Raw genomic sequence first — 26327 nt, 5'->3', positions numbered from 1 at the left:
TTTAAGGAACTAAAATTTCAATTTTAAAATTTCTTTCGTAACAAATTTCATTTTCCGGCGTCTAACTGAATAGATGTAAAAAAACATTATGAAAAAAACTATATTGACTTTATCCCTGTTGGGCTCTATTTTCGCCTATTCACAGGAAAAGAACAATACCACGAAAGAAAAGCAAATTGAAGGGGTTGTCATCACCAAAACTAAAAAAGCCGTTGAACAAAAGGCAGACCGTACTATTTTCGATTTTTCAGAGCAGCCTCAGCTGAATACAGGAAATGTTCTTGAGGGAGTAAAAAAACTTCCGGGATTGGTTTCCACAGATATTGCAGGAATGATGTATCAGGGGAAAATGCTGGATGTCTATCTGAACGGAAGGCCTTTAAATATTACTTCTAATGACCTGAACTCCTTTCTTGAAGGGATGCCAGCCAACTCCGTAGACCGAATTGAAGTCATTACACAGCCGGGAGCAGAATTTCCTGCTACTTCAGGAGGGGCTATCATGAATATCATCACGAATAAAAATGCCAATAAGTATTTAACGGCTACCTATTCCGGAAACTATTCATTCTCGGATTATGATAAATACAGAAGCAGAACAAGCAATTCTGTGAATTTAAATGCCAGAAACAAGTATTTCGGATGGCAGTTGAACGTGGGTCAGAATTACCGTGAAAACATGATGCTCAACCAGCAGGACGAATTGCTGAACAGCAATACGGACAGGGTAAGTCGCGGCTATTTTGCCAAAGCCGGGGTTACTTTTGATCTTGGGATAGACCGACTATTGTTGAACTATGACATTTATCACAACAATAATGATAATTACACGCTAAGCAGCGGGTTTGCCACGAAAATAATTCCGGATATTACCAACCCTGATGGATATTACCTGAAGGATTATACTTTTAATAACAATTTTGATGCGTCAAATTCCAATAATGTAAGACAGGAGGCGGTAGTAACGTACCAAAAGCGTTTTGATGATAAATCGAAAAAGCTTGATTTCCAGTTTGGTTTTACAAAATCTGATAATAAATTCAACCAGGACAACATCCTGAGATATGAACGTTTTACAGACGGTCAGCCAGTAAATAATTTTACCGGAAACATCCTGAACAACAGCACGGATATGAGAATTGCGAATCTAAAAGTAGATTATTCTCAGCCGATCAAGCTGATGGATGGAGGTAAGGTAAGCTTCGGAGGTTTATATGAAAAAATGGATTTCGATACTGAAAGCAGAGGAATAACTAACTTGGAGTACCAAAGACAGACGGCATCCACTTATCTTGAATTCCAGGCTAAGCTGAAAAAGTTTGATTTCATTTTGGGAGGCCGTGCCGAGAATTATGATATTTCCGGGGTTACCAGAGTGTACAGTTCACAAAAAGGTTTGGTAGAAGCGGATCTTATTCCTTTCAATAAGTTTAAATTCTTCCCGAATGCCAGTGTACAGTACAGTCTGATGAACCAGGTTAATGTTATTGCGAATTATAACAAAAAAATCAGTCTTCCGAGTATTTCAGCCCTGAACCCGAACAACACAACGTTTGGAGGCCCCAATACTCAGATCAACGGTAACCCGAACCTTCAGCCGACTATATTTGATAACTATGAGGTGAAAGTTTCTGCTTTTGACTATGCTTTTGTGGGATATAGTGTAAGTTCAGCAAAAAATCAGGTAGCACAGCTTATCATGAGGGACGGAAAGAACCTGTATAACCAGCAGGTGAATATTTCCAATATGAGAATCCATAATTTTAATGTGGGTCTTCCGATTCCGTTTATGATTTTCAGCAAGCCTATGAGCGAAATTATGAAATTCAACTTCAATCCTGACAAGATCAACTTTATGTATCTTTATGCAGGATACCAGAAGCATGAAATTGATGACCTGAACAACAAAGGGTTCTGGATCTTCAACGTAATGACCCAGTTACTTCTTCCTAAAGAAATAACATTGAATGCCAATTACAGTTATCTAACCCCGAAAGGAAGTTACTTCTATTTTACGGCAGACAAACCATTCAACAACTCTCTTAACCTTACTTTGACCAAGAAGTTTATGGATAAGCGTTTAACGGTTTCTCTGTTTGCGAATGACATCTTCAATTCTCAGGTAATGCAGGCTCATTCCAGCCCACTGCAGGGAGTACCGGTAACGATTCGTTCTAAAAATGACACGAGAAATTTCGGAATCTCAATCAATTATAAGATTCCAACCAAAAACAAACTGGCAAAAGAAGATCCGAACATCCTAAACCAGACTAAAAAAGAAGAAAGCGGAGGGGTAATGCAGACCCCGCAATAACAGATAAAACAGAGGCAGTAGATGATTACTGCCTCTTTTTATTTTTAAGATTTTTTATAAGCAGAACGACCGACATCCTTTAACCTATTAAAAATCTACGGTCTGAAACCGCCAGCCTAGTGTATCCACCAAGGTTAGTTGGTTTAAATTAACCGGAAGGTGTGCAATAATTTTTAAAGCCTCCATGGCCATCATACTTCCTATTATTCCTGGCAGAGCTCCCAGAACACCAAGACGGTCGCAATCTGGGATATCTTCATCAAAGGGAGGTTCAGGAAACAGGTCCCTTAGGTTTTTACTGCCGTTATGATTAAAGACAGCAACCTGGCCTGAAAATCCGAAAATACTGCCATACACCAAAGTCTTTTTTAATTGTATACAGGTATCATTCACCAGATATCTTGTTGAAAAATTATCTGATCCATCAATAATAATATCGTATGGATCAAGAATTTTTCCGGCATTGAATTCATTGATTTTTTCCTCAATTTCTATGCATTTAACCTGATGATTGAGATTTTCCACAAACTTCGCTGCGCTTTTAGTCTTCGGCATTCCAACAGTATGTTCATTATGAATGACCTGACGGTTCAGGTTATGGAGCTCAACCTCATCAAAGTCTGCCACTCCAAGCATTCCAATTCCTGCTGCAGCCAGATACTGAATAACAGGGCTTCCTAAACCTCCGGCTCCTATAATCAGAACTTTGGCGGCCTGAATTTTCTTCTGACCGTCCAATCCTATTTCTTCTATAAATATCTGTCGGCTGTATCGTGCAAAAACATCTTCCTTTTTCATATAGATGATATAAAACCATTATAAACGGGATCCCAATCTTTCATCACAGGATCATATCCCGCCTTTTTAATAACCTTCCTAATCTCTTCCATACTGCGCTCGTCACTGGTTTCAAACTGTTCCAGAGATTCTTTATCCACAGCATAACCACCGGGATTTGTTTTGGAACCTGCACTCATGGCTGTTGCTCCCAGAGAAATAATATGATCCCTGAATTTTTCGTTTTCACGGGTGGATATAGAGATTTCAAGGTCTTCATTCCATATCCTGTAGGCACATATCAGTTGCAGAAGGTCTTTATCTTCCATGATAAAATTAGGCTCAATAATTCCTTCTGCTGGCCTAAGTCTTGGAAATGAAACTGAAAAACGGCTCTTCCAGTATGTTTTCTGTAAGTAATCAATATGAAGCGCATTAAAAAAACTATCCACTCTCCAGTCTTCCAGGCCTAGCAAGACGCCAAGACCTACCTTATGGATTCCCGCTTTTCCGATTCTGTCCGGTGTTTCCAGTCTGAAATGAAAGTTTGATTTCTTTCCTTTCGGATGGTATTCTTTGTAGACCTCCTGATGATAGGTTTCCTGATATACCAACACAGAATGCACCCCATCCTGATGAAGCATTGAATATTCTTTTTCCGACAACGGCTGTACTTCGATTGAAATATTGGCAAAATGAGCTCTGAGCAGACGAACAGCATTGCGGAAATAAGAGACTCCTACTGTTTTATTGGCTTCACCGCTTACCAGCAGCACATGATTCACTTCCATTGATTTTAAAACGGAAGCTTCCACCATAATTTCCGTATCCGAAAGCCTTTTCCGTCTCAACGGATTATCAAGGCTGAAACCACAGTATGTACAGATATTCTGACATTCATTACTGAGATACATCGGGGCATATAACTGAATTGTTTTTCCAAAACGTTTCTGAGTGGCTGCTCTGGTAATTTTCGCCATCAGTTCCAAATTTTCAGCAGCGGCCGGAGAAAGCAGGTTTAGAAAATCATCCAGTGTTTTGTTGCTTTTCTGAAGACTGTGCAATACATCAGAAGGAGTTACTTTCTCCAGTCTTATTTTTATTTCATCCCAGTGATAGCGTTCAAAAATATCTTTAAAGCTGCTCATTACCAATATTATTCAAATAAAAATGAAGTTAACGGGCTGGAAGCCTCCGCATGATTGATCACTGCCCCAAGCCCAGATTCAAATGCTCTTCTTCCTGCAATTACCCCTTCTTTAAAAGCAACCGCCATATTCACAGGATTTCCTGCTACAGCGATGGCTGTGTTCACGAGAACTGCATCTGCTCCCATTTCCATGGCTTTGGCTGCATCTGAAGGTGCTCCTATTCCGGCATCTACCACAACAGGAACATTGCTCTGGCTGATAATAATCTCCAGAAAATCCAGTGTTCTCAATCCTTTATTTGTTCCGATTGGTGCTCCCAAAGGCATTACTACAGCAGTTCCGGCATCTTCAAGACGTTTACAGAGTACAGGATCTGCATGAATGTACGGCATTACCACAAACCCAAGCTTTGCCAGTTCTTCCGTTGCGTACAGGGTTTCAATAGGATCCGGAAGAAGATATTTCGGATCGGGATGAATTTCAAGCTTAACCCAGTTGGTTTCCAGAGCTTCCCTGGCAAGCTGAGCCGCCAATACCGCTTCTTTAGCTGTTCTTGCTCCTGAGGTATTGGGAAGCAGATGTACATGGGTGCTTTTCAGTGAATCCAGCAATCCGTCTTCCTCGGCCTGAGAATCAATTCTTTTCAGGGCCATCGTTACCATATTGGTTTCTGAAGCGGTAATAGATGCTGCCATTTCTCCAAGGCTACCAAATTTACCGGTTCCCAGAAACAGTCTTGATTCAAATACCCGGTCTGCTATTACTAATTTTTGATTATTCATATTCAATTATTTGCTTTTTCTAAAATCATCCCCTAATCTCAATTTTCATTTACAGCGGGTAACGGAAAATTGAGTTTATTCCGATTTTATATCATTACTTTTTTAAAATCTTCAATCATTGACGGCTGTCTGGTAATCTCCCCTGAAACTGCAGCTCCATAAATACCGATCTGCTGCAAGGGTAAAATATCTTCAAGGGTAACGCTGCCAATTGCAAAGATCTTCGGGATCTCCAATGATTTTTCTTTTATATTTTCAATGATGCTGCGATATCCCTCAAAACCAAGAACAGGGCTCAGCTTTTCTTTGGTAGCCGTAAACCTTAAAGGGCCCAGACCAATATAATCACATGGCTCATTCATCCTTTGAAGAACATCGGTTATGGTGTTGGCTGTCCCTCCTATTATTTTATGATCACCCAAAATCAGCCTTGCTTTTTCAACCGAATCATCATTAAGCCCTAAGTGAACTCCGTCTGCATCGGTTTCTTTTACTAATTGGATATGGTCATTAATGATAAGAGACGCACGGTATTCTGAACACAGCTTCTTTGAAACTTCACAGAGGTTAATCAATTCATTTCCCTGAGCATTTTTCCACCGGACCTGAACCCACTGTATCCCATTATCCAGAGCATTCCGGATATTAAGCTCCTGCTCTTTTCTTGTATTTCCCTGTGATATGTATTGTAATTTTTCCATTGTTGATTCATTATTTCGATTACAAAAGAGAATTTTTCCTGCAGTTTTCAAAGGTTTGTAAAGAATGATTACTCTCCCAGATTCCGCCCAGCAGAGCCACTCCGTCCACTCCATAATCCAACGCTTCTCTGATATTATTTTCATTGATTCCGCCCAGCGCAACCAGTTTTACATCAGGATTGCTCCGAGAAGATATTTCATGAATGGTTTTCGTATTTTCACCATATCCTTTTTTCGAAATACTTGGAAAAACCGGGCTGATAAAAGCATACTCCCATTCTTTGTCCAGCTTATTGAAAGCTTTAATATCATGAACAGATGTTGAAAGAATACCTTTACCGATGTATGTTTGATGCTCTCCATTCAACCGTGCTGTTTCCCTGAAATGAAGACGTGAGATATTATACTCGTCAGCCACTTCATAATGACTGTGCAATACCAGCTGAGGATAAAAAAGTCTGTCGATCCCATTAAGAAAATCCAGCATTCCATTCATCCCGATAAAAGGTTTTCTGATGTGGAGCAGTTCCAGTCCTTTCCGGAACAGTTGATTAATCATTTTCGTTTCATCAGGAATCATCAGTTCAGGAGTGATAACAATGATCATATATAAATTTCCTTTCCTTTTTCTATAAACTCCTGAGATTTGCCCAGCATTCCTTTCTCGGCAGACTCTCTGATTTCCTGAGTAATTTTCATGGAACAGAACTTGGGTCCACACATCGAACAGAAGTGGGCAATCTTTGCGCCTTCCGCCGGAAGGGTTTCATCATGATAAGCTCTGGCGGTATCCGGATCTAGTGAAAGGTTGAACTGATCTTCCCATCGGAATTCAAATCTTGCCTTGCTTAATGCATTGTCTCTGTACTGTGCGCCGGGATGTCCTTTTGCCAGATCGGCCGCATGAGCCGCCAGTTTATAAGTAATGACTCCATCCTTAACATCTTTTTTATTGGGAAGTCCCAAATGCTCCTTTGGTGTTACATAACACAGCATGGCACACCCGAACCATCCAATCATTGCAGCGCCAATTCCTGAAGTGATGTGATCGTAGCCCGGGGCAATATCTGTTGTTAACGGGCCTAAGGTATAAAACGGCGCTTCGTGACATTCTTTCAGCTGTTTATCCATATTTTCTTTGATCATGTGCATCGGGACGTGACCGGGACCCTCAATCATGACCTGTACATTGTGTTTCCAGGCTATTTTCGTCAGTTCACCTAAAGTTTCCAGCTCAGCAAACTGTGCAGCATCATTAGCATCGGCAATGGATCCGGGACGAAGACCATCTCCTAAGGAAAAAGCCACATCGTATTTCTTCATGATCTCACAGATCTCTTCGAAATGGGTATACAGGAAATTTTCCTTATGATGATAAAGGCACCATTTTGCCATGATGGAACCGCCTCTTGAGACGATTCCGGTCACTCTGTTAACCGTTAAATGAATATATCGAAGCAGAACTCCCGCATGAATGGTAAAATAAGATACTCCCTGCTCTGCCTGTTCGATAAGGGTATCTTTAAAAACTTCCCACGTCAGATCTTCAGGAATTCCTTTTACTTTTTCGAGGGCCTGGTAAATAGGAACGGTACCGATAGGAACCGGGCTGTTTCTTATGATCCACTCTCTTGTTTCGTGAATATTTTTTCCGGTGGAAAGATCCATAATGGTATCTGCACCCCAACGGCATGCCCAGACCGCTTTTTCAACTTCTTCTTCAATGCTTGACGAAACAGCGCTGTTTCCAATATTCGCATTGATCTTTACAAGGAAATTCCTCCCGATAATCATGGGTTCACTTTCCGGGTGGTTGATGTTATTCGGAATTATTGCTCTTCCCGCTGCAATTTCATCTCTTACAAATTCAGGAGTGATCTTGCTTTTGGGAGTATTGGCTCCGAAACTGTTTCCTGAATGCTGAAAAGCCATTTCTTTTAAAACCGATTGCAGCTGTTCAATTCTTTGATTTTCGCGGATCGCTACATATTCCATTTCCGGTGTAATGATACCCTCTTTTGCATAATAAAGCTGGGTTACTTCTTTCCCTTCTCTGGCCACTTTAGGATTGTGGTTATAGGAAAAACGCAATTCATCAAGACCGGTGTCTGCAAGGCGGGTCTTTCCGTATTCTGAAGTGATACTGTCCAGAACATGAACATCTTCCCTTTCAAGAATCCACTGTTCCCGGATTCTCGGTAAGCCTTTCAGAATATTAATCTCTGAACTTTCATCGGTATAAGGTCCCGAGGTATCGTAAACCGTTACCGGAGGATTATCTTCAAGAGTACCATTGGTGAGTTTTGTAGGGCTTAACTGGATTTCGCGCATAGCGACCCTTACAGGATGTATTGTGCCTTCCACATAGACTTTCTTAGAGTTGGGAAAAGGCGAACGTGTGATTGAATGAGCCATAACTGTATTTTATTAGCCGCCCTGGGCAGCTGTGATGATTAATACTGAATCTTTATCATTGAGAATGGTCTCTGCCCAGGCGGACAGCGGAACAATACGGTTGTTGAGGGCTACGGCAATTCCTTTTTTCTTTCCGGGGAGTTCCATAGCCATTAGTGCTTCCAGATTTTCGGGAAGTACAGCAAATGTTTTTCGGGTGTGGTTGATTGTAAGTTCCATTCCTAATAATTTTAAATATACTTTAGGAATGGCTGTTATTGTACAATAGAATGCACAGCAAAAGTCACCTACTTTTCCCTACGCTGGTATGATCCAGATCAGGTTCAAAGGGTAAAGTCTCAGTCTGTTGTTCACAGACACCCCTAAAGTATGGGACGAAGTTAGTTATTTTTTCAGAACAGGCAAAATTTAGTTTTTAAACAAAAACCATCAACAAAATAATATTTTATTGATGCAATTCATTGCACATTAAATACAAATAAAAGAATGCCATAAAAAAACCTGCAGAAAATTTGCAGGTTTTTTTTATTCATCACAAGCTCTCCAAACGGCATCATTCTGTGGAACGGGAGCGGTAATCTCTATTTTTTCCTTGGTAACCGGGTGAATAAACTCCAGTTTTCTCGCATGAAGATTAATTCCTCCATCCGGGTTGGAGCGGGGAGAACCGTATTTAAGATCTCCTTTGATGGGCACTCCGGTTTTAGAAAGCTGGGCACGGATCTGGTGATGCCTTCCTGTTTCCAGATCAATTTCAAGAAGCATATAATTATCCAGTGTTTTGATCACATGATAGGTTAAAATTGCCTCTTTTGCACCATCTGTAGCTTTGGGAAATACGATTGCTTTGTTGTTCTTTTCGTTTTTCTTTAAATAATGAACCAGCCTTTGAGTTTTCGGGATCATTTCCTTACCCACTATTGCCCAATAGGTCTTTTTAATTTCCCTGTTTTTTACCATCTGGGTAAGACGGGAAAGCGCCTTGGACGTTTTGGCATAGATTACCAGACCTGAGGTGGGCCGGTCTATACGATGAACAAGACCGAGGAAAACATTCCCCGGTTTGTTATCTCTTTTTTTTATAAAATTCTTGATGGTCTCTAATAATGATTCATCACCGGTCTTATCACCCTGTACAAGCTGACCGACTTTTTTATTGACCACCAGAAGATGGTTGTCTTCATATACAATCTGCTCCTCCATCATCTGAATTTATCTCGGTCTGTTGGCCAATGAAAGGATAATTCCTCCTAAAAGCCCCAACGTTTTAATCGCTGAAAGTTTTGAATCATCCGGCAGAAATGCTCCTACAATACAGATCAATGCTGCGCCGTACATCGCATACGACAGATTTTTGTTTAAAAATAAAGGTGCCTGAATAAAGAAGCTTGCCCCTATCAGTACATAAAACACCTTTCTTGAAAGAAGATGATTGATTTCCGGAGAAAATAAATTAAACCAGCCTACAGCAAGACAGATCAGTGCTGCAATAGACAATATTCCCTGAAGTGATTTCTGTTGATTGTTCATAGATTAATAACTTTCACTTTCATTTGGAAATTCAACACTTTTCACATCTTTCACATATTGGGAAACGGCTCCTGTAATTTCAGTATAAAGATCAAGATATCTTCTCAGGAATTTAGGACTGAAACCTTTGTTCATCCCCACCATATCATGATATACCAGAACCTGTCCGTCACAGTCTGCTCCTGCACCGATTCCGATGGTAGGAATAGAAATGCTTTCGGTAACTTTTTTAGCTAAATCAGCCGGAATTTTTTCCAATACAATGGAGAAACATCCCAATTCTTCTAAAAGCTGTGCATCAGCAATCAATTTTTCAGCTTCCGCTTCTTCTTTTGCTCTTACTTTATAGGTTCCGAATTTATAGATAGACTGGGGCGTTAATCCCAGATGTCCCATTACCGGAATCCCAGCATTGATGATCTTTTTAATGGATTTGGAAATTTCTTTTCCTCCTTCAATTTTTACGGCATGTGCACCGCCTTCTTTCATCATTCTTACCGCAGACTCCAATGCTTTTTCAGGATTACTCTGATAAGTTCCGAAAGGCAAATCTGCTACAACCAAAGCTCTGTCGGTACCTCTTACCACACTTTGAGCATGATAGATCATCTGATCCAATGTAATTGGGAGTGTAGTTTCAAAACCTGCCATTACATTCGCGGCAGAGTCTCCGATCAAAATGGCATCCACACCTCCTGCATCTACCATTTTAGCCGTGGTAAAGTCATAAGCGGTAAGCATAGTTATTTTTTCCTTGTCGAATTTCATTTTACGCAAGGTTTCAGTTGTAACTTTTTTAATTTCAGAGTGAACAGACATAATGTATCTATTTTTTAAAAGTTAAAAAGTCGGCTTGCGCCGACTTGAATTTTTGTATGATTTTTATAAAACTACGTGACCTAGTTTCATGAGTTTGTCGTGATTCAGGATTTTGATATTTCTTCCATCTACTTCAATGAGATTGTCTCCTTTAAATTCAGAGATCAAACGGATGGCACTTTCGGTAGCAGTACCGATAATGTTGGCAATTTCTTCTCTTGTTAAAGAAATTTTGATGAACCCTTCCGGATCTACACCTAACTTCTGTTCCAGTAACAGTAATATTTCCGCTAATCTTTCTCTAACGGTTTTCTGAGCAAGGAAAGTAATGGTATTAGATGACTCTCCCAATTCGTAAGAAATTTTCTGAAGCATCACAAAAGACAACTGCGGATCTACCTCAAGAAGGTACATAAAAATATCTGCAGGCAGGAAAATGCATTCAATATCTGTCATGGCCTCAGCTTTTGCCTGGAAATTTTCCCCGCAAAGCAATGAACGATAGCCGATAATGTCCCCTTCTTTAATAAATCTTAAGATCTGATCTTTGCCGAAAGCCCCTGATTTGGATAATTTAGCGGCCCCTTTTTCCAGAACAAACACTCCCTTTGGTGTTTCTCCATCCTCAAAAATGGTATCATGTTTCTGAAAACTCAGTCTTTTTTTGCCGTTAATATATTTTTCAAAATCTACACTGGAAAGTCTTTCCTTAAAAGATTTATCATTAAAAACTCTGGCGAACCTCTCTTCAATTGCAATCTGTTGTTCCTGCGACATTTTATATGACATTTATCACAAAAATAGAACTTTTTAACTCGATAAACAAAAAAAATTGTTATAATTTTGTAGTTCAATATTTTAGGGAGGTGAGCGAGAACTGTTTTCATTGTGGTCAAGGTATAGAAAAAGAGAGAATTCTGTTTGATGAAAAGACTTTCTGCTGCAATGGCTGCAAGTCTGTATACGAGATTCTGAATACCAATAATTTAAGTAATTTTTACGAGCTTAATAAAAGAGCAGGAATCCGTCCAAGTGATGAAAGCTCTTCACAGTTTGATTATCTTGACACTCCGGAGATCTTCGAAAAGGTCACTGATTTCTCGGAAGGAAACACCAGCCTTGTCACTTTCAAAATCCCAGTAATTCACTGTTCATCATGTATATGGCTATTAGAAAGCCTTCATACCCTGAACAAAAATATTAATTACTCCCAGGTTAACTTCACCCGCAAGACCTTACAGATTTCATTCAACCATAACGATTTCAAATTAAGCGAACTAGCTAATTTTTTAACCAATTTAGGTTACAAACCTGTCATCAGCCTTGAAACAGCAGATAAAAATGTAGATCATCTGGACAAATCACTGTTGGTAAAATTTGCGATTGCCGGATTTGCTTTCGGAAACGGGATGTTCCTTGCGTTCCCGGAATATGTAGGTGGAGAAGATTATTGGATGGAACATTATAAAGGTCTTTTCAGAGTTCTTATGTTCCTGCTGGCCTGCCCGGTTGTCTTCTATTCAGCTTCGGATTATTATAAATCAGCGTGGTATGGGCTGAAGAACGGAATTGTTAACATTGACGTACCCATTGTATTGGGGATCTTTGTTCTGTTCGGAAGAAGCGTCTATGAAGTAGCCACCAATTACGGTCCCGGATATTTTGATACTTTGTGCGGACTCCTCTTCTTTATGCTGATGGGGAAAATTTTCCAGAAAAGAACCTACAGTGCGCTTTCTTATGATAGAGATTACAAATCCTTCTATCCTATTGCTGTTACCAAAGTTGATTTTGAAGGAAAACAGGATAATATTCTTCTTTCTGAAGTTAAAGTAGGAGACCGGATTTTAGTAAGAAACCAGGAAATCATTCCTGTAGATGCCATCCTGATTAATGGGGAAGGAAATATCGACAACAGCTTTATTACCGGAGAAAGTGTAAGCATCAGTAAACAGCCCGGAGATAAAATTTTTGCAGGAGGAAAACAAATCGGATCTTCATTGGAACTTGAAGTCATTAAAGATGTCGATCAGAGTTACCTTACCCAGCTATGGAACAAAGAAGCTTTCAAAAAGCATGAAACGGGGCTTGATACGCTGACTAACAGCATCAGTAAATATTTCACATTCATCATTTTAGGCATTGCCGTGATAGCCGGAACGTATTGGGCTTTTATCGATCTGGAGAAAATGTTCCAGGTAATTTCTGCCATCCTGATCATTGCGTGCCCTTGTGCTCTTGCTCTATCTGCGCCGTTCACTTTCGGCCACATTATGAGGATATTAGGGCGGAATAAATTTTACGTAAAAGACACTCTTACGATTGAAAAAATCGCTAAGCTTGATACGATTGTTTTTGACAAGACCGGAACGATTACCCATCGTAAAAAATCAAACATCAGATATGAAGGTGCTGAAATTAGTGAGTTCGATACTCTAAATATCAAAACTCTATTAAAAAACTCCAACCACCCACTTTCAAAATCACTATACGAGTTCATTGAGGTGAGTGATGATTATTTCACCGTTGAAAACTTCAAAGAAATTTCCGGAAAAGGCTACGAGGCCGAAGTACGGGGAAATCTTTACAAAATTGGTTCTGCACGATATAACAACCAGGAACCTAAAAACCTGGAAACTGCGGTCTATATTAGTAAAAATGGTGAATTCTTAGGGAAATTTATTTTCAAAAACGAATATCGTCCAAAACTGAAAGAGCTCTTCACAAAACTTACTGATTACAAAATATTCATCCTGAGCGGGGATAATTCATCAGAGGAAAAACAGCTTAAGGAGCTTATTCCTAACTTCAAAGGAATGGCTTTCAACCAAAGCCCGGAAGACAAACTGAATTATATCAAAACCCTTCAGGATCAGCATATGAAAGTGGCCATGCTTGGAGATGGTCTTAACGATGCCGGAGCATTGAAGCAAAGTAATGTAGGAATTGCTATTGCTGATGATACGAACAGCTTTACTCCATCTTCCGACGTGATTATGAACGGTGAAAAAGTGGTCACTCTGGATAATTACCTGAACGTTTGCAAAGGCTCTATCACCATTGTAAAAATGACATTCATAATCAGCTTCCTTTACAATATTGTTGGTTTAAGTTACGCAGTTACAGGTCATATGCATCCGCTCTTCGCTGCAATCATCATGCCAATCAGTTCCATTACTGTTGTTACATTTACTACACTTGCTACCTGGATTTTAGGCCGGAAACATTTCAAAAAACAGGCTTAAAGCCTCTTATTTAGACTGATTTTAAATTAGCTGAAATCGGCATTTCGTGATGAATGTCATTATTTTTCACTAAATTTGAACCCCGAAAATAGGTTAATTTTGTTGTCCAATGGATATTCTATATTTAATGATCGTCTGCAGTGTTTCTTTAGCTGCGATCTTCCTGGTCGTATTTATAGTGTATGCCAAAAAAGGGCAGTTTGAAGATGATGAATCTCCGGCTGTCAGAATCCTTTTCGATGACGAGAGAGTAGTCAGAGAAGATGATGAAAATGGCGACAAAAATAAAGACGACAAAAAAATAGGAGAGAATAAATAAATTTGAGAAAAATAGTGAATAGTTGATATGGAAACACAAAAGTTTAGTTATGACAACAGTATTGTCCGTGCGTTCCTCTATGCGACCATCATCTTTGGTTTTATAGGGTTTACGTTTGGGCTTACGGCGGCATTAATGCTTTTCTACCCTGAATTACCCGAATTCTTTTTCGGAACTGATGACACAACCATCAATAGTCTTGCCTCCGGCAATATTCAAGGGCTAATAAACACTCATGGTGCATTTGGTTTTGGTAGAATCAGAATGCTGCACACCAACACCGTAATCTTTGCATTCGTTTGTAATATTGTTTACGTTGGAGTATACTACTCTACACAGAGATTATTAAAAACAAGAATGTATAGTGATACATTGTCATGGATTCATTTCTGGACCTGGCAGTTAATGATCGTTGCTACGTTCATTACCTTCTTTATGGGGATCAATACATCAAAAGAATATGCAGAACATGAATGGCCAATTGATATATTAATTGCTATATCATGGATCATTTTCGGGGTGAATATGATTATGACGATTGCTAAGAGAAGGGTTAGACACCTTTATGTGGCGATCTGGTTCTATTTGGGTACATGGGTTGCAGTAGCAATGCTTCATATCTTCAACAACCTTGAAGTTCCATTATCTTTCGCTGGCTGGAAATCTTATTCTGCTTATGCAGGAGCAAAAGACGCTATTGTACAATGGTGGTATGGTCACAATGCAGTGGCATTCGTACTGACAACTCCGGTTCTAGGTTTAATGTATTACTTCTTGCCAAAAGCGGCAGACAGACCGGTATTCTCATACAAACTGTCTATTATTCACTTCTGGTCATTAATTTTCGTATATATCTGGGCTGGTCCTCACCACCTTCAGTATACAGCACTTCCGGCATGGGCACAGGCTGTGGGAACAGGTTTCTCAATCATGCTTATTGCACCATCATGGGGGGGAATGCTAAACGGGCTTCTTACCTTAAGAGGTGCCTGGGATAAAGTAAGAGAGAATCCTATTCTTAAGTTCTTCGTAGTGGCAGTAACATGCTACGGTATGGCGACTTTTGAAGGTCCTCTTTTAGCAACAAAAAACATCAACAAAATTGGTCACTTCACAGACTGGGTTATTGGTCACGTACACTTAGGAGCTCTTGGATGGAATGGTTTCATGGCATTCGGGGTTATCTACTACCTGGTTCCAATCATGTGGAGAACAAAAATATGGTCTGTAAAATTAGCTAACTGGCATTTCTGGTTAGGGACATTAGGAATTATTTTCTATGCAGTACCAATGTATATTTCAGGATTTACACAAGGATTAATGTGGAAGCAGTTCAACCCGGACGGAACTCTATTATGGAAAAACTGGTTGGATACAGTAACTGCAATTATTCCTTACTTCAAAATGAGATTCTTAGGAGGGTTATTCTATATTTCAGGAGCTATCTTAATGATCGTTAACGTAATTGCTACGGTAAGAAAAGGATCATTCCAGAAGGAAGTACCTGCAGAAGCACCTGCTTTAGCTAATATCGGAAACAAACGTAAAGAGGGAGAAGGATTCCACCTTTGGTTGGAAAGAATGCCAATGTTATTGACTGTTCTATCTTTATTCACGATTTCAATTGGTAGTATGGTGGAGATCATTCCTACTCTATCTCTTAAGAAAAGTGTACCTACCATTTCAGCGGTAAAACCTTATTCACCACTTGAACTGGAAGGTAGAGACATCTATATCCGTGAAGGATGTAACGCTTGTCACTCTCAGATGATCAGACCGTTCAGAGACGAGATTGTTAGATTCAACGGTAAAAACGGACAGTACTCCAAAGCAGGAGAATTCGTATACGACAGACCATTCCTATGGGGTTCTAAGAGAACAGGACCGGATTTACATAGAGAAGGAGGTAAAAACCCAAGTTCTTGGCATTACAAGCACATGTACAACCCAAGATCTACCTCTGCTGGTTCTATCATGCCTCGTTACCCTTGGTTAATTTCTACCGATTTGGACAGATCTAAAATGGTAGACAAATTGAAGCTGATGAAGAATACATTTGATGTACCTTACACTAAAGCTGAAATTGACTCTGCCAATACATGGGCAGATAATCAGGCGAAGAAAATTGTGAAAGATATCTTCTCTGAAGCGAATGACCTTAAAACGGAATACGCTAAGAAACCTCAGGGAGAATTAGAGAAAAAAGAGATTGTAGCTCTTATCTCTTATCTTCAAAGATTAGGAACAGATATCAAAACCACTGAAATCAAAACAGCAAGTAATAACTAAAAACATTAAAAGGTTCACATGATTCCTCAGAACTTTAAAGATATATTATCCAATACAGAAAACGCTGGTTTCTACCAGACGTTGGCTCTGATTTTCTTTTTGCTGTTCTTCGTAGCTTTAGTAATCTATGTTTTTAGCAGGCCTAAGAAATATTACAAAGAAGAAGAAGAGGCTCCTCTGGGGGATGATGAAGATGACGATTTTAATTTAAAAAATTAAACTATTTATTATGAAACAAAGAACACCTGTTGTTGTAAACATCTTAATAATAACCGGACTTTTAATAGTTTTTTATTATTTATTTGTACAGAGCTACTCGTTCTTAGCCTCTCCTTATTTCTGGGGAACTGTTGTGATCAGTGCCATTTTAGCATACATCCACAGTGCTATTGGAGATTTGATTGAGAATAACAAATTCAAAAAACTATCTCCGGAAGAAAAAGCAGCTTACCTTGCAGAGAAGAAGATACCTTTCTTAAGAAGAATGTATGACGCTGCATTCAAAAAGCAATCTGAAACGGAAGAGAAAGACATCCTTATTGACCACGGTTTCGATGGCATTATGGAACTTGACAACCAGTTACCAAAATGGTGGGTAGGTTTATTCTACTTTGGGACTGCTTTTTGTATTGTATACATTGCAGCCTACTCTTTTACAGACTTCGCACACCCGTTAAGCGAGTACGAGAAAGAATATAAAGAGCAGATGGCAGCTATTGACAAATACATGAAAGAACAGCCTCCAGTAACAATTGAATCTGCGAAGTATTCTGCAGATAACATTGCTGCCGGTGAGGAAGTATTCAAAACCAACTGTGTTTCTTGTCACTCTGATGGTGGTAGAGGGGGTATCGGACCCAACCTTACTGATAACTACTGGCACAACCAGCCTGAAAAAACCTTATTCAAAAACGTATTCCACGTTGTAGAAAATGGGGTAACAGGTACAGCGATGCAGGCTTGGGGTAAAAATGGGGTATTAACAGGGACAGACATCCAGAATGTTGCCGCTTATGTATACCACATTAACCAGGAACAGCAGCCAATTACTCCGGCTCAGGGAGGTGCTCCACCATATGGAGATGAAGCTCACTGGGAAAAAGAATAATTTAAAAAATTAGAAAACATATGAAAAAAACATAATTTGTTATTAGATTAAAAAATAGTAACGAATTATGTTTTTTCTTTTTTTAAAACCTACACAATATGTCAGACATAGAAGAAACAGAAGTACGAGGCGGACAGGGACAGGTTCTGGACCCTGAAACTTACAGAGATTCTATAGGGACAATGGAGCAATCCGGAAAAAGAAGATGGGTATTTCCAAGGAAGCCAAAAGGGAAGTATACCAACTATAGAAATATTGTAAGCTATCTTTTATTAGTCGTTTATTTTACCATACCGTTTTTGAAGATCAACGGAAATCCATTCTTTTTATTCAATGTTATTGATAGAGAGTTCTTCATTTTCGGACAACCTTTTTATCCACAGGACTTTTTCATCCTGACTTTAGGCGCTATTGCCTCCTTAATTTTTATTATCGTTTTTACGATTGCATTCGGAAGAATTTTCTGCGGGTGGATATGCCCTCAGACAATTTTTATGGAATCCATCTTCCGTAAAATCGAGTATCTTATTGAAGGGGACCGTAACAAGCAGATGAAGCTGGACAGACAGGAATGGAACAGTGAAAAAATCTGGAAAAGAAGTCTGAAATGGTCCGTATACATTGTAATCTCACTTATCATTACCCACTTTATGTTTATGTATATTGTAGGCTATGAAGAAGTGATCAAAATTGTATCCGAAGGACCGTTTGCCCATCCTACCAATTTTATGGTGATGATTCTCTTTACCGCCGCATTTTATTTTGTATTTGCATGGTTCAGAGAGCAGGTATGTACATTGGTGTGTCCGTATGGAAGGCTTCAGGGCGTTTTGATTGATAAAGATACCATCAATGTTTTCTACGATTTTAAGAGAGGGGAAAACAGATCCAAGTGGAGAAAAGGAGAAGACAGAAAAGCAGCAGGAAAAGGGGATTGTATCGATTGTCACCAATGTGTTGTGGTATGTCCTACAGGAATTGATATCCGTGACGGGCAGCAGCTGGAATGTATTAACTGTACTGCCTGTATTGATGCCTGCGATGAAGTAATGGAAAAAGTAGGTCTTCCGAAAGGACTGATCAGATATGCTTCCGAAAACGAAATTGAAAAAGAAACACAGTTTAAATTTACCGGAAGAATGAAAGGATTTACAGTATTCCTATTCCTTCTGATTGGGTTTTTAGGCTTCCTTCTGTACAACAGAGGAGAAATGGAAGCCAAGTTTATTAAACCTGCGGGCAGCACATTCTTCGTAAGAGACGGAAAAATTACCAATACCTATAATTATACTTTCTTAAATAAGACGAACGATAAAAAGATCGTGACGATAAAAGTGATCGATCCTGCTCACGGAGAGATTACCTACAGTGCTTCAAGCAAGATTGAGATAGAACGCGATAAAATTTCCAAGGGAACTATCAATATCAGCTTCCCAGAAGGTGAAATGAAACTGTCTAAACAGAATATCACTATTGGCGTTTATGATATGAAAGGAGAACTGGTAGATTCTTACCAGACTTATTTTGAAGGACCATTCAAACTGCAATTTTAATTTTAGAAGATGAAAAACTTTAGTTGGGGACACGGTGTTGTTATTGCATTATTTGCATTCATCGTTTTTATTTTATCCATGCTGTTTCTATTCCCGAACGGGCAGAAAAACTCTGAAATGGTAACGGACAATTATTATGAGGAAGAACTTCAGTATCAGGATGTGATTGATGCTAAAAAAAGAGCTGACGAACTGCAGGAGAGACCTGTATACAGCCAGGGAAAAGACGGAATTAAAATCACTTTTCCAAAAGATTATAACAATACCAATACTACGGTAAAATTTGTTTTAAACAGAACCGACGATCAGAATTTAGATATCAAAAAATCTGTACAGCTTGATGCCAGCCAGTCATTTGTAATCCCTTCACAGGTTTTAAAGATGGGGAATTACACGTTAAGACTATCCTGGACCAAGGATAAAACAGACTATAGAATGGATTATGATGTAATATGGAAATAGGACTTGTTGTATCGGCTATTGCTTTAGGATTTGCTTCCGGTTTTCACTGTATCGGAATGTGTGGCCCTATTGCCCTGTCGATGGGACTTACCAAAAAGCAGGCAGCTAATTTCTACCTCCAGAACCTTACGTATCAGTTTGGCAGGATCTTTACCTATTCCCTTTTGGGAGCTATTTTAGGAATTGTGGGAGAAGGATTTGAAATGGCAGGCTTCCAGCAATATCTTACCATTACGGCAGGAATTCTTCTGATCGTTATGGCGTTATTTTCTTTTGGAGGAAAAGATTTCGCCTCAAAAATACCTTTTCTTTCAGGGTTCTTATTTTCTGTAAAATCGAATTTAGGAAAACTGCTTCAGAAAGCTGATTACCGATCCAGATTTACTACAGGAATCCTGAATGGCTTCTTACCCTGCGGAATGGTTTATATGGCCCTTACCGCAAGTCTTGCAGGCGGAGGAATATGGCAGGGAGCTTTATATATGGCTTTATTCGGATTGGGGACCCTCCCGTTCATGTTTGCTGTAGTTTTAGCCGGAAATCTCATGAATCAGGCTTTTAGGCTGAAAATATTAAAAGCCGTCCCTGTAATTATGATCATTCTGGGAGGATTGTTTATCCTGAGAGGCCTTGAACTAGGTATTCCTTACATTTCACCAAGAGCCGAAGCAATGGGCATCTCCAAAGACCATAATAGCGCTAACTGTCACATTGAGGGACACGATCATACCTCTACCAACTGTCATTAAACCAGTCTTTTTTATTTCATTTCCATGAGGAAGCTATTTTTTGTATTGATTACCAGCCTTTTTATCCTACAATCTTGCAATGTAAACTCCGAAATTGTTTTCCATAAAGATGCGACATCTACTTCTGTGACCGATATTGATATGAAACAGTTTATCGCAGAAATGAAAGCGGCTACTCCAGATTCTTTAAATGAGTACAGCGATCTTGATAAGTTTCCCTCTGCCTGGACAAATCTTCAGGAGCTGGAACAAAAGAGTAGAGAAGTAAAGGACACCAACCCGGAGCACATCCGGATCATGAAAAAGATCTTTATGAAAACCAACAGAGAAAATGATGAACCTACTGGTGTTTCTCTGAAAACAGAATATTTCACTCAGGATGATTACTCCATACTCAGCCATTATATTAAAGTTGAAAGACTGCCTGTTGATCAGAACATCTTCAATCTCTGGGATGGAAAAACGCTTACTATCAATACAGAAAATTTTAATCTGAAAAATATTGAAGCTTCTATAATCTCGAAAGCCTCCAGAGACAATCCTCAAAAGATGGAAAGCATGATGATGATGTTCTTTAATAGCATCAGCACAAACCTGAAATTTGAGAAGAAAATAAAATCAATCACCGGAAAACATGACTGGCTGAAGCAGATTGATGATTACACCTTAAAGATCAGTTATAACCTCAAAGCTCTGTATGAACAGGAAACAGCACTTAAAAATGCGGATAAAAATATCGTGATCGTTACTGAATAACAGGAACTGCTGAATTCAGCAGTTTTTTTGTTGGTATCCGTTTTGTAATAATAATTTCAACCACAAAAAATTTCAACAATGATAAAACAGATGCAATGGATATGGGCGGCCGTACTTTTTGCTGTACTGCAGTCCTGCTCTATTAATACAGAAACTACTTATTATAAAGATTCCGCTACAAGTATGCAGTCCAATATTCTTATGGATAAAAGTGTCATGGGAATGATGAGCATGCTGGGTACAGATTCCCAGAAACTTAAGGAACTGGATAATCTTCCCACGGAATGGAAAAGCCTGTATGATGTTCAGAAAAACGGAAAAATTACCATTAATGAAGATTCTGCAAAAGCCCTGAAAAAGCTCTATATGAAAGTAAATAAAGACAAAGGAGAAATCCTGGGTCTCTCTTTAAAATATGATAAGCTGATGCCTTCAGAAATCACACAGCTTCTGAACAGCGACAAACGTCTGAAAAAAATTCCGCTTCAGGATATTGCCGTCTGGAACGGAAAATCGCTGACCATCAATACGGATAAATTTAACTCTGACGGAATCCTGAAAATCCTGGAAGAAAAAGATCAGCCCGAAAATACAGTCCCTCAAACTAAAAGTGACTCTATTGAAGCGTATGGAAAGCAAATGGCTTCAGGAATGGCCGGAATGCTCAGAATGTTCAATCTTACGTTTACCAATACTCTGAAATTTCAGAAACCCATTAAAAAAATCGAAGGAAAGCATGATTTTGTAAAACAGATCGATAACAAAACAGTACAGATCACGGTAAGATCAAATGACCTGATCGACAATAAAAATCTTGTAGATAAGGATAAAAAAGTAGTGATAACAACAGAATAAAAACATAAAAAACCCATCGGATGCCGATGGGTTCTATTTTTAAATCACTGATCTTATTTAGCTGATCAGATCAAACCTCGCATATTCTGCAATTTTCTTAGGAAGTTTAATTCCTTCCGCTGTCTGATTGTTTTCTAGCAATGCAGCCATAATTCTCGGAAGAGCCATAGCGGAACCGTTCAGCGTGTGTACCAGCTGGGATTTCCCATCACCTTTGTAACGGCATTTCAGACGGTTAGCCTGAAATGTTTCAAAGTTGGATACTGAGCTTACTTCCAGCCACATTTCCTGTGCAGCACTCCATACTTCAAAATCATAGGTCATTGCTGCCGCAAAACCGGTATCTCCACCGCAAAGTCTCAACACTCTGAAAGGAAGTTCAAGATCAGTAAGGATTTCCTTGATATGTTCTACCATTTCTTCCAGAACCGCATAAGAGTTCTCTGGCTTTTCAATTCTTACGATTTCAACTTTTTCGAACTGGTGAAGACGGTTCAGACCTCTTACGTGGGCTCCGTAGCTTCCCGCTTCTCTTCTGTAGCATTGTGAAAAAGCGGTATTCTTTACAGGAAGATCTTTTTCATCAAACAATACATCACGGTAAAGGTTGGTTACAGGAACTTCAGCGGTAGGAATCAGATATAAATTATCTTCGTTGATGTAATACATCTGTCCTTCTTTATCAGGCAGCTGCCCTGTTCCAAATCCTGAAGCTTCATTCACAACGTGAGGCGGATTAACTTCTGTATATCCTTTATCCACATTTTTATCCAGGAAATACTGAACCAAAGCTCTCTGCAGCCTTGCTCCTTTTCCTAAATAAACCGGAAATCCTGCTCCGGCAATTTTTACCCCCAATTCAAAATCAATCAGGTTGTATTTTTTGGCCAGTTCCCAGTGAGGAATTGCACCTTCGCCAAGACCTTCCACGTCATGAGACTGATAAATAATCTCGTTATCATCAGCAGAAGCCCCGCTTTTTACCTGCTCATTAGGAATGTTTGGTAACTGATATAGAATATCCAGTAATGCCTTTTCCGTAACATCTAACTGGGACTGTAATTCTTTACTCGACTCTTTGTATTGTGCTGTTTTAGATTTTGCCGATTCTGCTTCTTCTTTCTTTCCTTCTTTCATCAAAAGCCCGATTTCTTTGGAGATTTTGTTGATCTCGGAAAGCTGCGAATCTAATTCAAACTGGATTCTTTTTCTTTCGTCGTCAGCAGCAACAGCGTTGTCTACCAACTCAAGATTTTTGAATTGTCTTTTTTTAAGACCTTCTAAAACGCGTTCTTTATTGTCGCGCAAAAAATTGACTTGTAACATTTTATTTAGATGTTAAATATTAGGATGTTAAACTTATGTATCAAGTTAACAATTTACAAATTTAAAATTATTTTACGATAGTAACCTTATTTATTGAATTAGGTTCATCTGCTCCTTTTGAAAATACAGGATTTCCGTTGTATAATACTTCAGAAACCTGAAATAAGGAAGGTGTCCATCGGTAGTGGACCTCCATAACATCACTTTCAGTAACCGTCTGATCACCCACTTTTTTGGAGTAAGTAAAGGTCATTCTGGAACGGAAATTCTTACTATCAGGGCTGATGGAATCAAATACTATTCTTTTGGCTCCGGCAATATATTCAAAATAATATAACGAGTCAGTCGTCATTTTAAGCGAAATCGGTACCGGAGAAATATCTTTATCACCATTAATATCATTAACGGCATAGCCAGTATACGATCCCGGTTTTTTAGCGTTCAGCAAATCTTGTCCTGCACCATTGGTCACATAAATGTTCATGATCTGGTCAATTCTCTGTAAAGAATCATCATCACGCCCGCATGAAATCAGTAAAAACAGAATAGCACTAAACGTTGCTGCAAAAAAATATTTGAAGTTGAATTTCATCTGCTGTTAATTTTCAATAATCTTTTTTATGCAAATGTATAATTATATATTTGTCCATGTAATATTTTAACATGTTTTTAAACAAACTCAAAAGAATAAACGGCAGCCACGTTACCACCATCTTCAAAGGAAATTTCATTTCGAAGTTTGTACTGGTGATCGGAGGTCTTCTTTTGGCTAAATATTACGGATCTTCAGAGTATGGTATTTTCAGCATTTATCTGAGTATTATGAGCATATTCGCGATCGTCCTGAGCCTGGCGCAGGAACACCAGATTATGCTTGAAGGAAATGAACACGAGATTAATAATAACTTCAGTGCTTCAGCCATTATTTCTGCTGGTTTTACCCTGATCAGCTTTTTGCTGGTATTTCTTCCTTTCCATATTTCTAAAGATATTATGTTCTTAGGAGTTTTTTCCGGATTTATCTATTTATTTACGAATAACGCTAAATTTCTTCTGGCTAAAAAAAAATTGTTTAAACAGGTCTCCATCCTAACCATTATAGATTCTGTTGTAAGTTTTCTTTTTCAGGTGGTGTTTGTGTTCTTTAAAATAGAAAATGGTCTTGTTATCGGCAGTTTAATTGGCTTTCTTACTGCTTTTTTTGCCGCCATTTATTATTCCAGGAAGTATTTTGTAAAACCTGATTTTCAAAGGTACCTCACCAACACGAAAAAAAGGCCTGAAATTTTTAAATACACCTACCCTTCCACACTGATCAATGCCCTAGGCAACAACATCATGCCGATTCTGATCTCGCTTTATTTTGCAGATTCGCTGCTTGGAGAGTATTCTTTAGCGGTAAAAATCATGTCTGTTCCCCTTCTTCTCATATCCTCTTCCATTGCAACGGTATATTATCCGAAAGCTGCAGAAATCAATAACCGGGGGAATAGCAGAAGCGAACTGTTTGCTTATACAAGAAAGATGAGTCTTATGAACTTTTATATCATTTTCGCCCTCTATATTCTCATCAATGTGGCCGGAATTCCGGTTCTGAAACTATTTTTCAATAAAAACTGGGAACATCTGGGACTATTTATCTTCCTGATGTCGTTCGGATACCTGACGCGAAGTCTTATCAATCCCATTTCTGATGTATTACTAATTCTGAAGAAAAGTAATGTAGCCCTTGTTTTTAACATTTACCTTTTCCTCGCTAATATTGCTGCGATCCTGATTGGAAAAGAAAAAGGAATCAGCTATCTGGTGGGTATTTTTTCTCTATTTTTGTTTTTAGGCTATGGATTTTTGTATTTTTACATCATGTTTATGCTGAAAAAGAATGAATCCGATTAAAAAATTTATTGAGTACCAGATATTTCACCGAATTAATAATTTTTTCTATCCGCAGTATTACCGTCAGAAGTACGAATACATGCTTCCTCATGTTCTTTTTTTTCAGTACACGGTTCCGCAGAAATTTCTGAGAATTAACGGAAAAGTCCCATGGCCGGTTCATTTCACTTCAGAGGTAAGAGCCTACCAGAATATTAAGAAAGGGATTTTATGCGACCCCGGAGACAATCCGAATATCTATATCCAGGCAAATAATGGTATCATTATCGGAAGCAATGTAGGATTTGGAGCCGGAACTTCTCTTATCTCTGCGAATCATAATCATAATGACCACAGCATTCACGATAAATGTCCACCGATTACCATCGGAAACAATGTATTTGTGGGAACCAATTCCGTAATTCTTCCGGGAGTTACCATAGGAGATAATGTAGTTATTGGAGCCGGTTCTATTGTTGCTAAAGATATTCCGTCGAATTCTATTGCCGTAGGAAATCCGTGTAGGGTGATCAAACAAAAAGAACCTTATATTGAGGACTTTTCCCAAACGGTTTTCAACAGAAAACTGCCTGAAGGCTTCAATTTAAAGTTCTAAATGTTATGTTATGCTATATTTTTAAGCAATACCTGCTGCCCAGCTTTTTTCAAGCGGAAGTAAGAAATGACTTAAAAAGTCCAGGTATGTATTTTTAGAGAAGTCAAAAACCTGAATATCTTTAGATAATTCTCCGTTTCTTAATTGGGTTTTAAAGTCGATTAACTTTAATGTTTTCACTTCACCATTCTCTACAAAGCTGGCTTTCATCCTGTCGAAAAGTCCAAGCTTGTACTCTTCATCAATCTCTCTCATCACCTTCCCTAAGGCATCAATACTGCATCCTGAAGCCATTTCTTTCTCTTCGTCTACACAAACCACAATAAACTGATTTTTTTCAATTTTAAATGAGGAAGAAAGCGGTTTTCCGTGAGCTGCCCAAGTGGCAAGGAAATCGAACAGTTTTTCAGTAATTATTTTAGCCTCTTTTGTTTCAAAAGGTCTGGATGCCGGGTATATAATCACTCTGTAGTCGTTGGTTTCTACAATATTGGATTCTTCAATTTTCATATCTAAATATTTATTTTTTTCGGATATAATTTCCCACTTACATCTTTGTTTATCAATCAGAGAATCCTGTAAGATGATTTCTATATCCTGTCAATTTTTAAAGTATAAAATTAAGAAATATTCCTGAGTTTAAGACAAAGAAAAACCCAGGACTAAGTCTGGGTTATTTATTTTA

27 protein-coding genes and 1 riboswitch are annotated in these 26327 nt (G+C 38.8%); of the genes, 13 read left to right on the top strand and 14 right to left on the bottom strand.

The annotated features are described in order from the left end of the window. Positions 1 to 88 precede the first annotated feature (88 nt). The gene (locus J2Y40_RS12265) at positions 89 to 2314 is read left to right on the top strand and encodes an outer membrane beta-barrel family protein (protein ID WP_153396328.1); all 2226 of its coding nucleotides are present in this window, start codon (positions 89 to 91) and stop codon (positions 2312 to 2314) included. A gap of 87 nt (positions 2315 to 2401) precedes the next feature. Here J2Y40_RS12265 and J2Y40_RS12260 read toward each other — a convergent pair whose 3' ends face one another. The 11 genes from J2Y40_RS12260 to J2Y40_RS12210 form a co-directional block, all read right to left on the bottom strand. Beyond that, positions 2402 to 3112, bottom strand: a complete 711-nt coding sequence (locus J2Y40_RS12260) for a HesA/MoeB/ThiF family protein (protein ID WP_153396330.1) — start codon at positions 3110 to 3112, stop codon at positions 2402 to 2404. Next, positions 3109 to 4239 (bottom strand): 2-iminoacetate synthase ThiH, encoded by a 1131-nt coding sequence (gene thiH, locus J2Y40_RS12255; protein WP_153396332.1) that lies wholly within the window; start codon positions 4237 to 4239, stop codon positions 3109 to 3111. The genes J2Y40_RS12260 and thiH overlap by 4 nt, the downstream gene beginning before the upstream one ends. Before the next feature lie 8 nt (positions 4240 to 4247). Continuing rightward, positions 4248 to 5024: a thiazole synthase gene (locus J2Y40_RS12250; protein ID WP_153396334.1), complete on the bottom strand. Its 777-nt coding sequence runs from the start codon at positions 5022 to 5024 to the stop codon at positions 4248 to 4250. Positions 5025 to 5110: 86 nt separating this feature from the next. Next, positions 5111 to 5725 (bottom strand): thiamine phosphate synthase, encoded by a 615-nt coding sequence (locus J2Y40_RS12245; protein WP_153396336.1) that lies wholly within the window; start codon positions 5723 to 5725, stop codon positions 5111 to 5113. A 19-nt stretch (positions 5726 to 5744) separates the two neighbouring features. Beyond that, complete coding sequence (locus J2Y40_RS12240; protein WP_153396338.1) at positions 5745 to 6332, bottom strand: thiamine phosphate synthase; 588 nt, start codon at positions 6330 to 6332, stop codon at positions 5745 to 5747. Next, positions 6329 to 8140, bottom strand: a complete 1812-nt coding sequence (gene thiC, locus J2Y40_RS12235) for a phosphomethylpyrimidine synthase ThiC (protein ID WP_153396340.1) — start codon at positions 8138 to 8140, stop codon at positions 6329 to 6331. Before thiC ends, J2Y40_RS12240 begins: the two co-directional genes overlap by 4 nt. 12 nt (positions 8141 to 8152) lie before the next feature. Next, entirely contained in the window at positions 8153 to 8359 is a 207-nt protein-coding gene (gene thiS / locus J2Y40_RS12230; protein WP_309999192.1) for a sulfur carrier protein ThiS, read from the bottom strand. Positions 8360 to 8417: 58 nt separating this feature from the next. Next, positions 8418 to 8514: riboswitch (TPP riboswitch) on the bottom strand. Between the two features lie 151 nt (positions 8515 to 8665). Further along, positions 8666 to 9346: an RluA family pseudouridine synthase gene (locus J2Y40_RS12225; protein ID WP_153396343.1), complete on the bottom strand. Its 681-nt coding sequence runs from the start codon at positions 9344 to 9346 to the stop codon at positions 8666 to 8668. A 6-nt stretch (positions 9347 to 9352) separates the two neighbouring features. Next, entirely contained in the window at positions 9353 to 9670 is a 318-nt protein-coding gene (locus J2Y40_RS12220) for a hypothetical protein (protein WP_153396345.1), read from the bottom strand. Positions 9671 to 9673: 3 nt separating this feature from the next. Next, positions 9674 to 10489, bottom strand: a complete 816-nt coding sequence (gene panB, locus J2Y40_RS12215; RefSeq protein ID WP_153396347.1) for a 3-methyl-2-oxobutanoate hydroxymethyltransferase — start codon at positions 10487 to 10489, stop codon at positions 9674 to 9676. A 63-nt stretch (positions 10490 to 10552) separates the two neighbouring features. Next, positions 10553 to 11266, bottom strand: coding sequence for a Crp/Fnr family transcriptional regulator (locus J2Y40_RS12210; protein WP_153396349.1), 714 nt, complete (start codon positions 11264 to 11266; stop codon positions 10553 to 10555). 89 nt (positions 11267 to 11355) lie between these two features. Between J2Y40_RS12210 and J2Y40_RS12205 the strand changes: the two genes are divergently transcribed. The 10 genes from J2Y40_RS12205 to J2Y40_RS12160 all read left to right on the top strand — a co-directional run bounded on the left by J2Y40_RS12205 (position 11356) and on the right by J2Y40_RS12160 (position 21825). Next, entirely contained in the window at positions 11356 to 13734 is a 2379-nt protein-coding gene (locus tag J2Y40_RS12205; RefSeq protein WP_153396351.1) for a heavy metal translocating P-type ATPase metal-binding domain-containing protein, read from the top strand. A gap of 109 nt (positions 13735 to 13843) precedes the next feature. Continuing rightward, positions 13844 to 14053, top strand: a complete 210-nt coding sequence (gene ccoS / locus J2Y40_RS12200) for a cbb3-type cytochrome oxidase assembly protein CcoS (RefSeq protein WP_153396353.1) — start codon at positions 13844 to 13846, stop codon at positions 14051 to 14053. A gap of 27 nt (positions 14054 to 14080) precedes the next feature. Next, positions 14081 to 16342: a cytochrome-c oxidase, cbb3-type subunit I gene (gene ccoN, locus J2Y40_RS12195; protein ID WP_153396355.1), complete on the top strand. Its 2262-nt coding sequence runs from the start codon at positions 14081 to 14083 to the stop codon at positions 16340 to 16342. An 18-nt stretch (positions 16343 to 16360) separates the two neighbouring features. Then, positions 16361 to 16561 carry a CcoQ/FixQ family Cbb3-type cytochrome c oxidase assembly chaperone gene (locus tag J2Y40_RS12190; protein ID WP_062698701.1) on the top strand — a complete coding sequence of 67 codons (201 nt, stop codon included), beginning with the start codon at positions 16361 to 16363 and terminating at the stop codon, positions 16559 to 16561. A gap of 10 nt (positions 16562 to 16571) precedes the next feature. Beyond that, positions 16572 to 17450, top strand: a complete 879-nt coding sequence (locus J2Y40_RS12185; protein ID WP_153396357.1) for a c-type cytochrome — start codon at positions 16572 to 16574, stop codon at positions 17448 to 17450. 98 nt (positions 17451 to 17548) lie between these two features. Then, a complete protein-coding gene (ccoG, locus tag J2Y40_RS12180; RefSeq protein WP_309999184.1) occupies positions 17549 to 19003 on the top strand; it encodes a cytochrome c oxidase accessory protein CcoG in 1455 nt (484 codons plus the stop codon). A 9-nt stretch (positions 19004 to 19012) separates the two neighbouring features. Further along, on the top strand, positions 19013 to 19465 hold the full coding sequence (locus tag J2Y40_RS12175; RefSeq protein WP_153396361.1) for a FixH family protein: 453 nt from the start codon (positions 19013 to 19015) through the stop codon (positions 19463 to 19465). Beyond that, on the top strand, positions 19456 to 20214 hold the full coding sequence (locus J2Y40_RS12170) for a sulfite exporter TauE/SafE family protein (protein ID WP_153396363.1): 759 nt from the start codon (positions 19456 to 19458) through the stop codon (positions 20212 to 20214). The genes J2Y40_RS12175 and J2Y40_RS12170 overlap by 10 nt, the downstream gene beginning before the upstream one ends. A 24-nt stretch (positions 20215 to 20238) precedes the next feature. After that, positions 20239 to 20970 (top strand): hypothetical protein, encoded by a 732-nt coding sequence (locus J2Y40_RS12165; protein ID WP_309999182.1) that lies wholly within the window; start codon positions 20239 to 20241, stop codon positions 20968 to 20970. 78 nt (positions 20971 to 21048) lie between these two features. Next, positions 21049 to 21825 (top strand): hypothetical protein, encoded by a 777-nt coding sequence (locus J2Y40_RS12160; protein ID WP_309999177.1) that lies wholly within the window; start codon positions 21049 to 21051, stop codon positions 21823 to 21825. Between the two features lie 57 nt (positions 21826 to 21882). Here J2Y40_RS12160 and serS read toward each other — a convergent pair whose 3' ends face one another. Beyond that, positions 21883 to 23151, bottom strand: coding sequence for a serine--tRNA ligase (serS, locus tag J2Y40_RS12155; RefSeq protein WP_153396368.1), 1269 nt, complete (start codon positions 23149 to 23151; stop codon positions 21883 to 21885). Between the two features lie 67 nt (positions 23152 to 23218). After that, complete coding sequence (locus J2Y40_RS12150; protein ID WP_153396370.1) at positions 23219 to 23743, bottom strand: hypothetical protein; 525 nt, start codon at positions 23741 to 23743, stop codon at positions 23219 to 23221. Between the two features lie 71 nt (positions 23744 to 23814). On the opposite strand from J2Y40_RS12150, the gene J2Y40_RS12145 reads away from it, so the two are divergent. Then, positions 23815 to 25047 carry an oligosaccharide flippase family protein gene (locus J2Y40_RS12145; RefSeq protein ID WP_153396372.1) on the top strand — a complete coding sequence of 411 codons (1233 nt, stop codon included), beginning with the start codon at positions 23815 to 23817 and terminating at the stop codon, positions 25045 to 25047. Further along, entirely contained in the window at positions 25034 to 25642 is a 609-nt protein-coding gene (locus J2Y40_RS12140) for a DapH/DapD/GlmU-related protein (protein ID WP_153396374.1), read from the top strand. Before J2Y40_RS12145 ends, J2Y40_RS12140 begins: the two co-directional genes overlap by 14 nt. A gap of 21 nt (positions 25643 to 25663) precedes the next feature. On the opposite strand, the gene J2Y40_RS12135 is transcribed toward J2Y40_RS12140, so the two are convergent. Beyond that, entirely contained in the window at positions 25664 to 26152 is a 489-nt protein-coding gene (locus J2Y40_RS12135; protein WP_153396376.1) for a hypothetical protein, read from the bottom strand. Between the last annotated feature and the right edge of the window lie 175 nt (positions 26153 to 26327).

This window comes from Chryseobacterium sp. 2987, assembly GCF_031456375.1.
Classification (GTDB): Bacteria; Bacteroidota; Bacteroidia; order Flavobacteriales; family Weeksellaceae; genus Chryseobacterium; species Chryseobacterium vaccae.
This window is presented reverse-complemented; position numbering and strand designations above follow the sequence as displayed.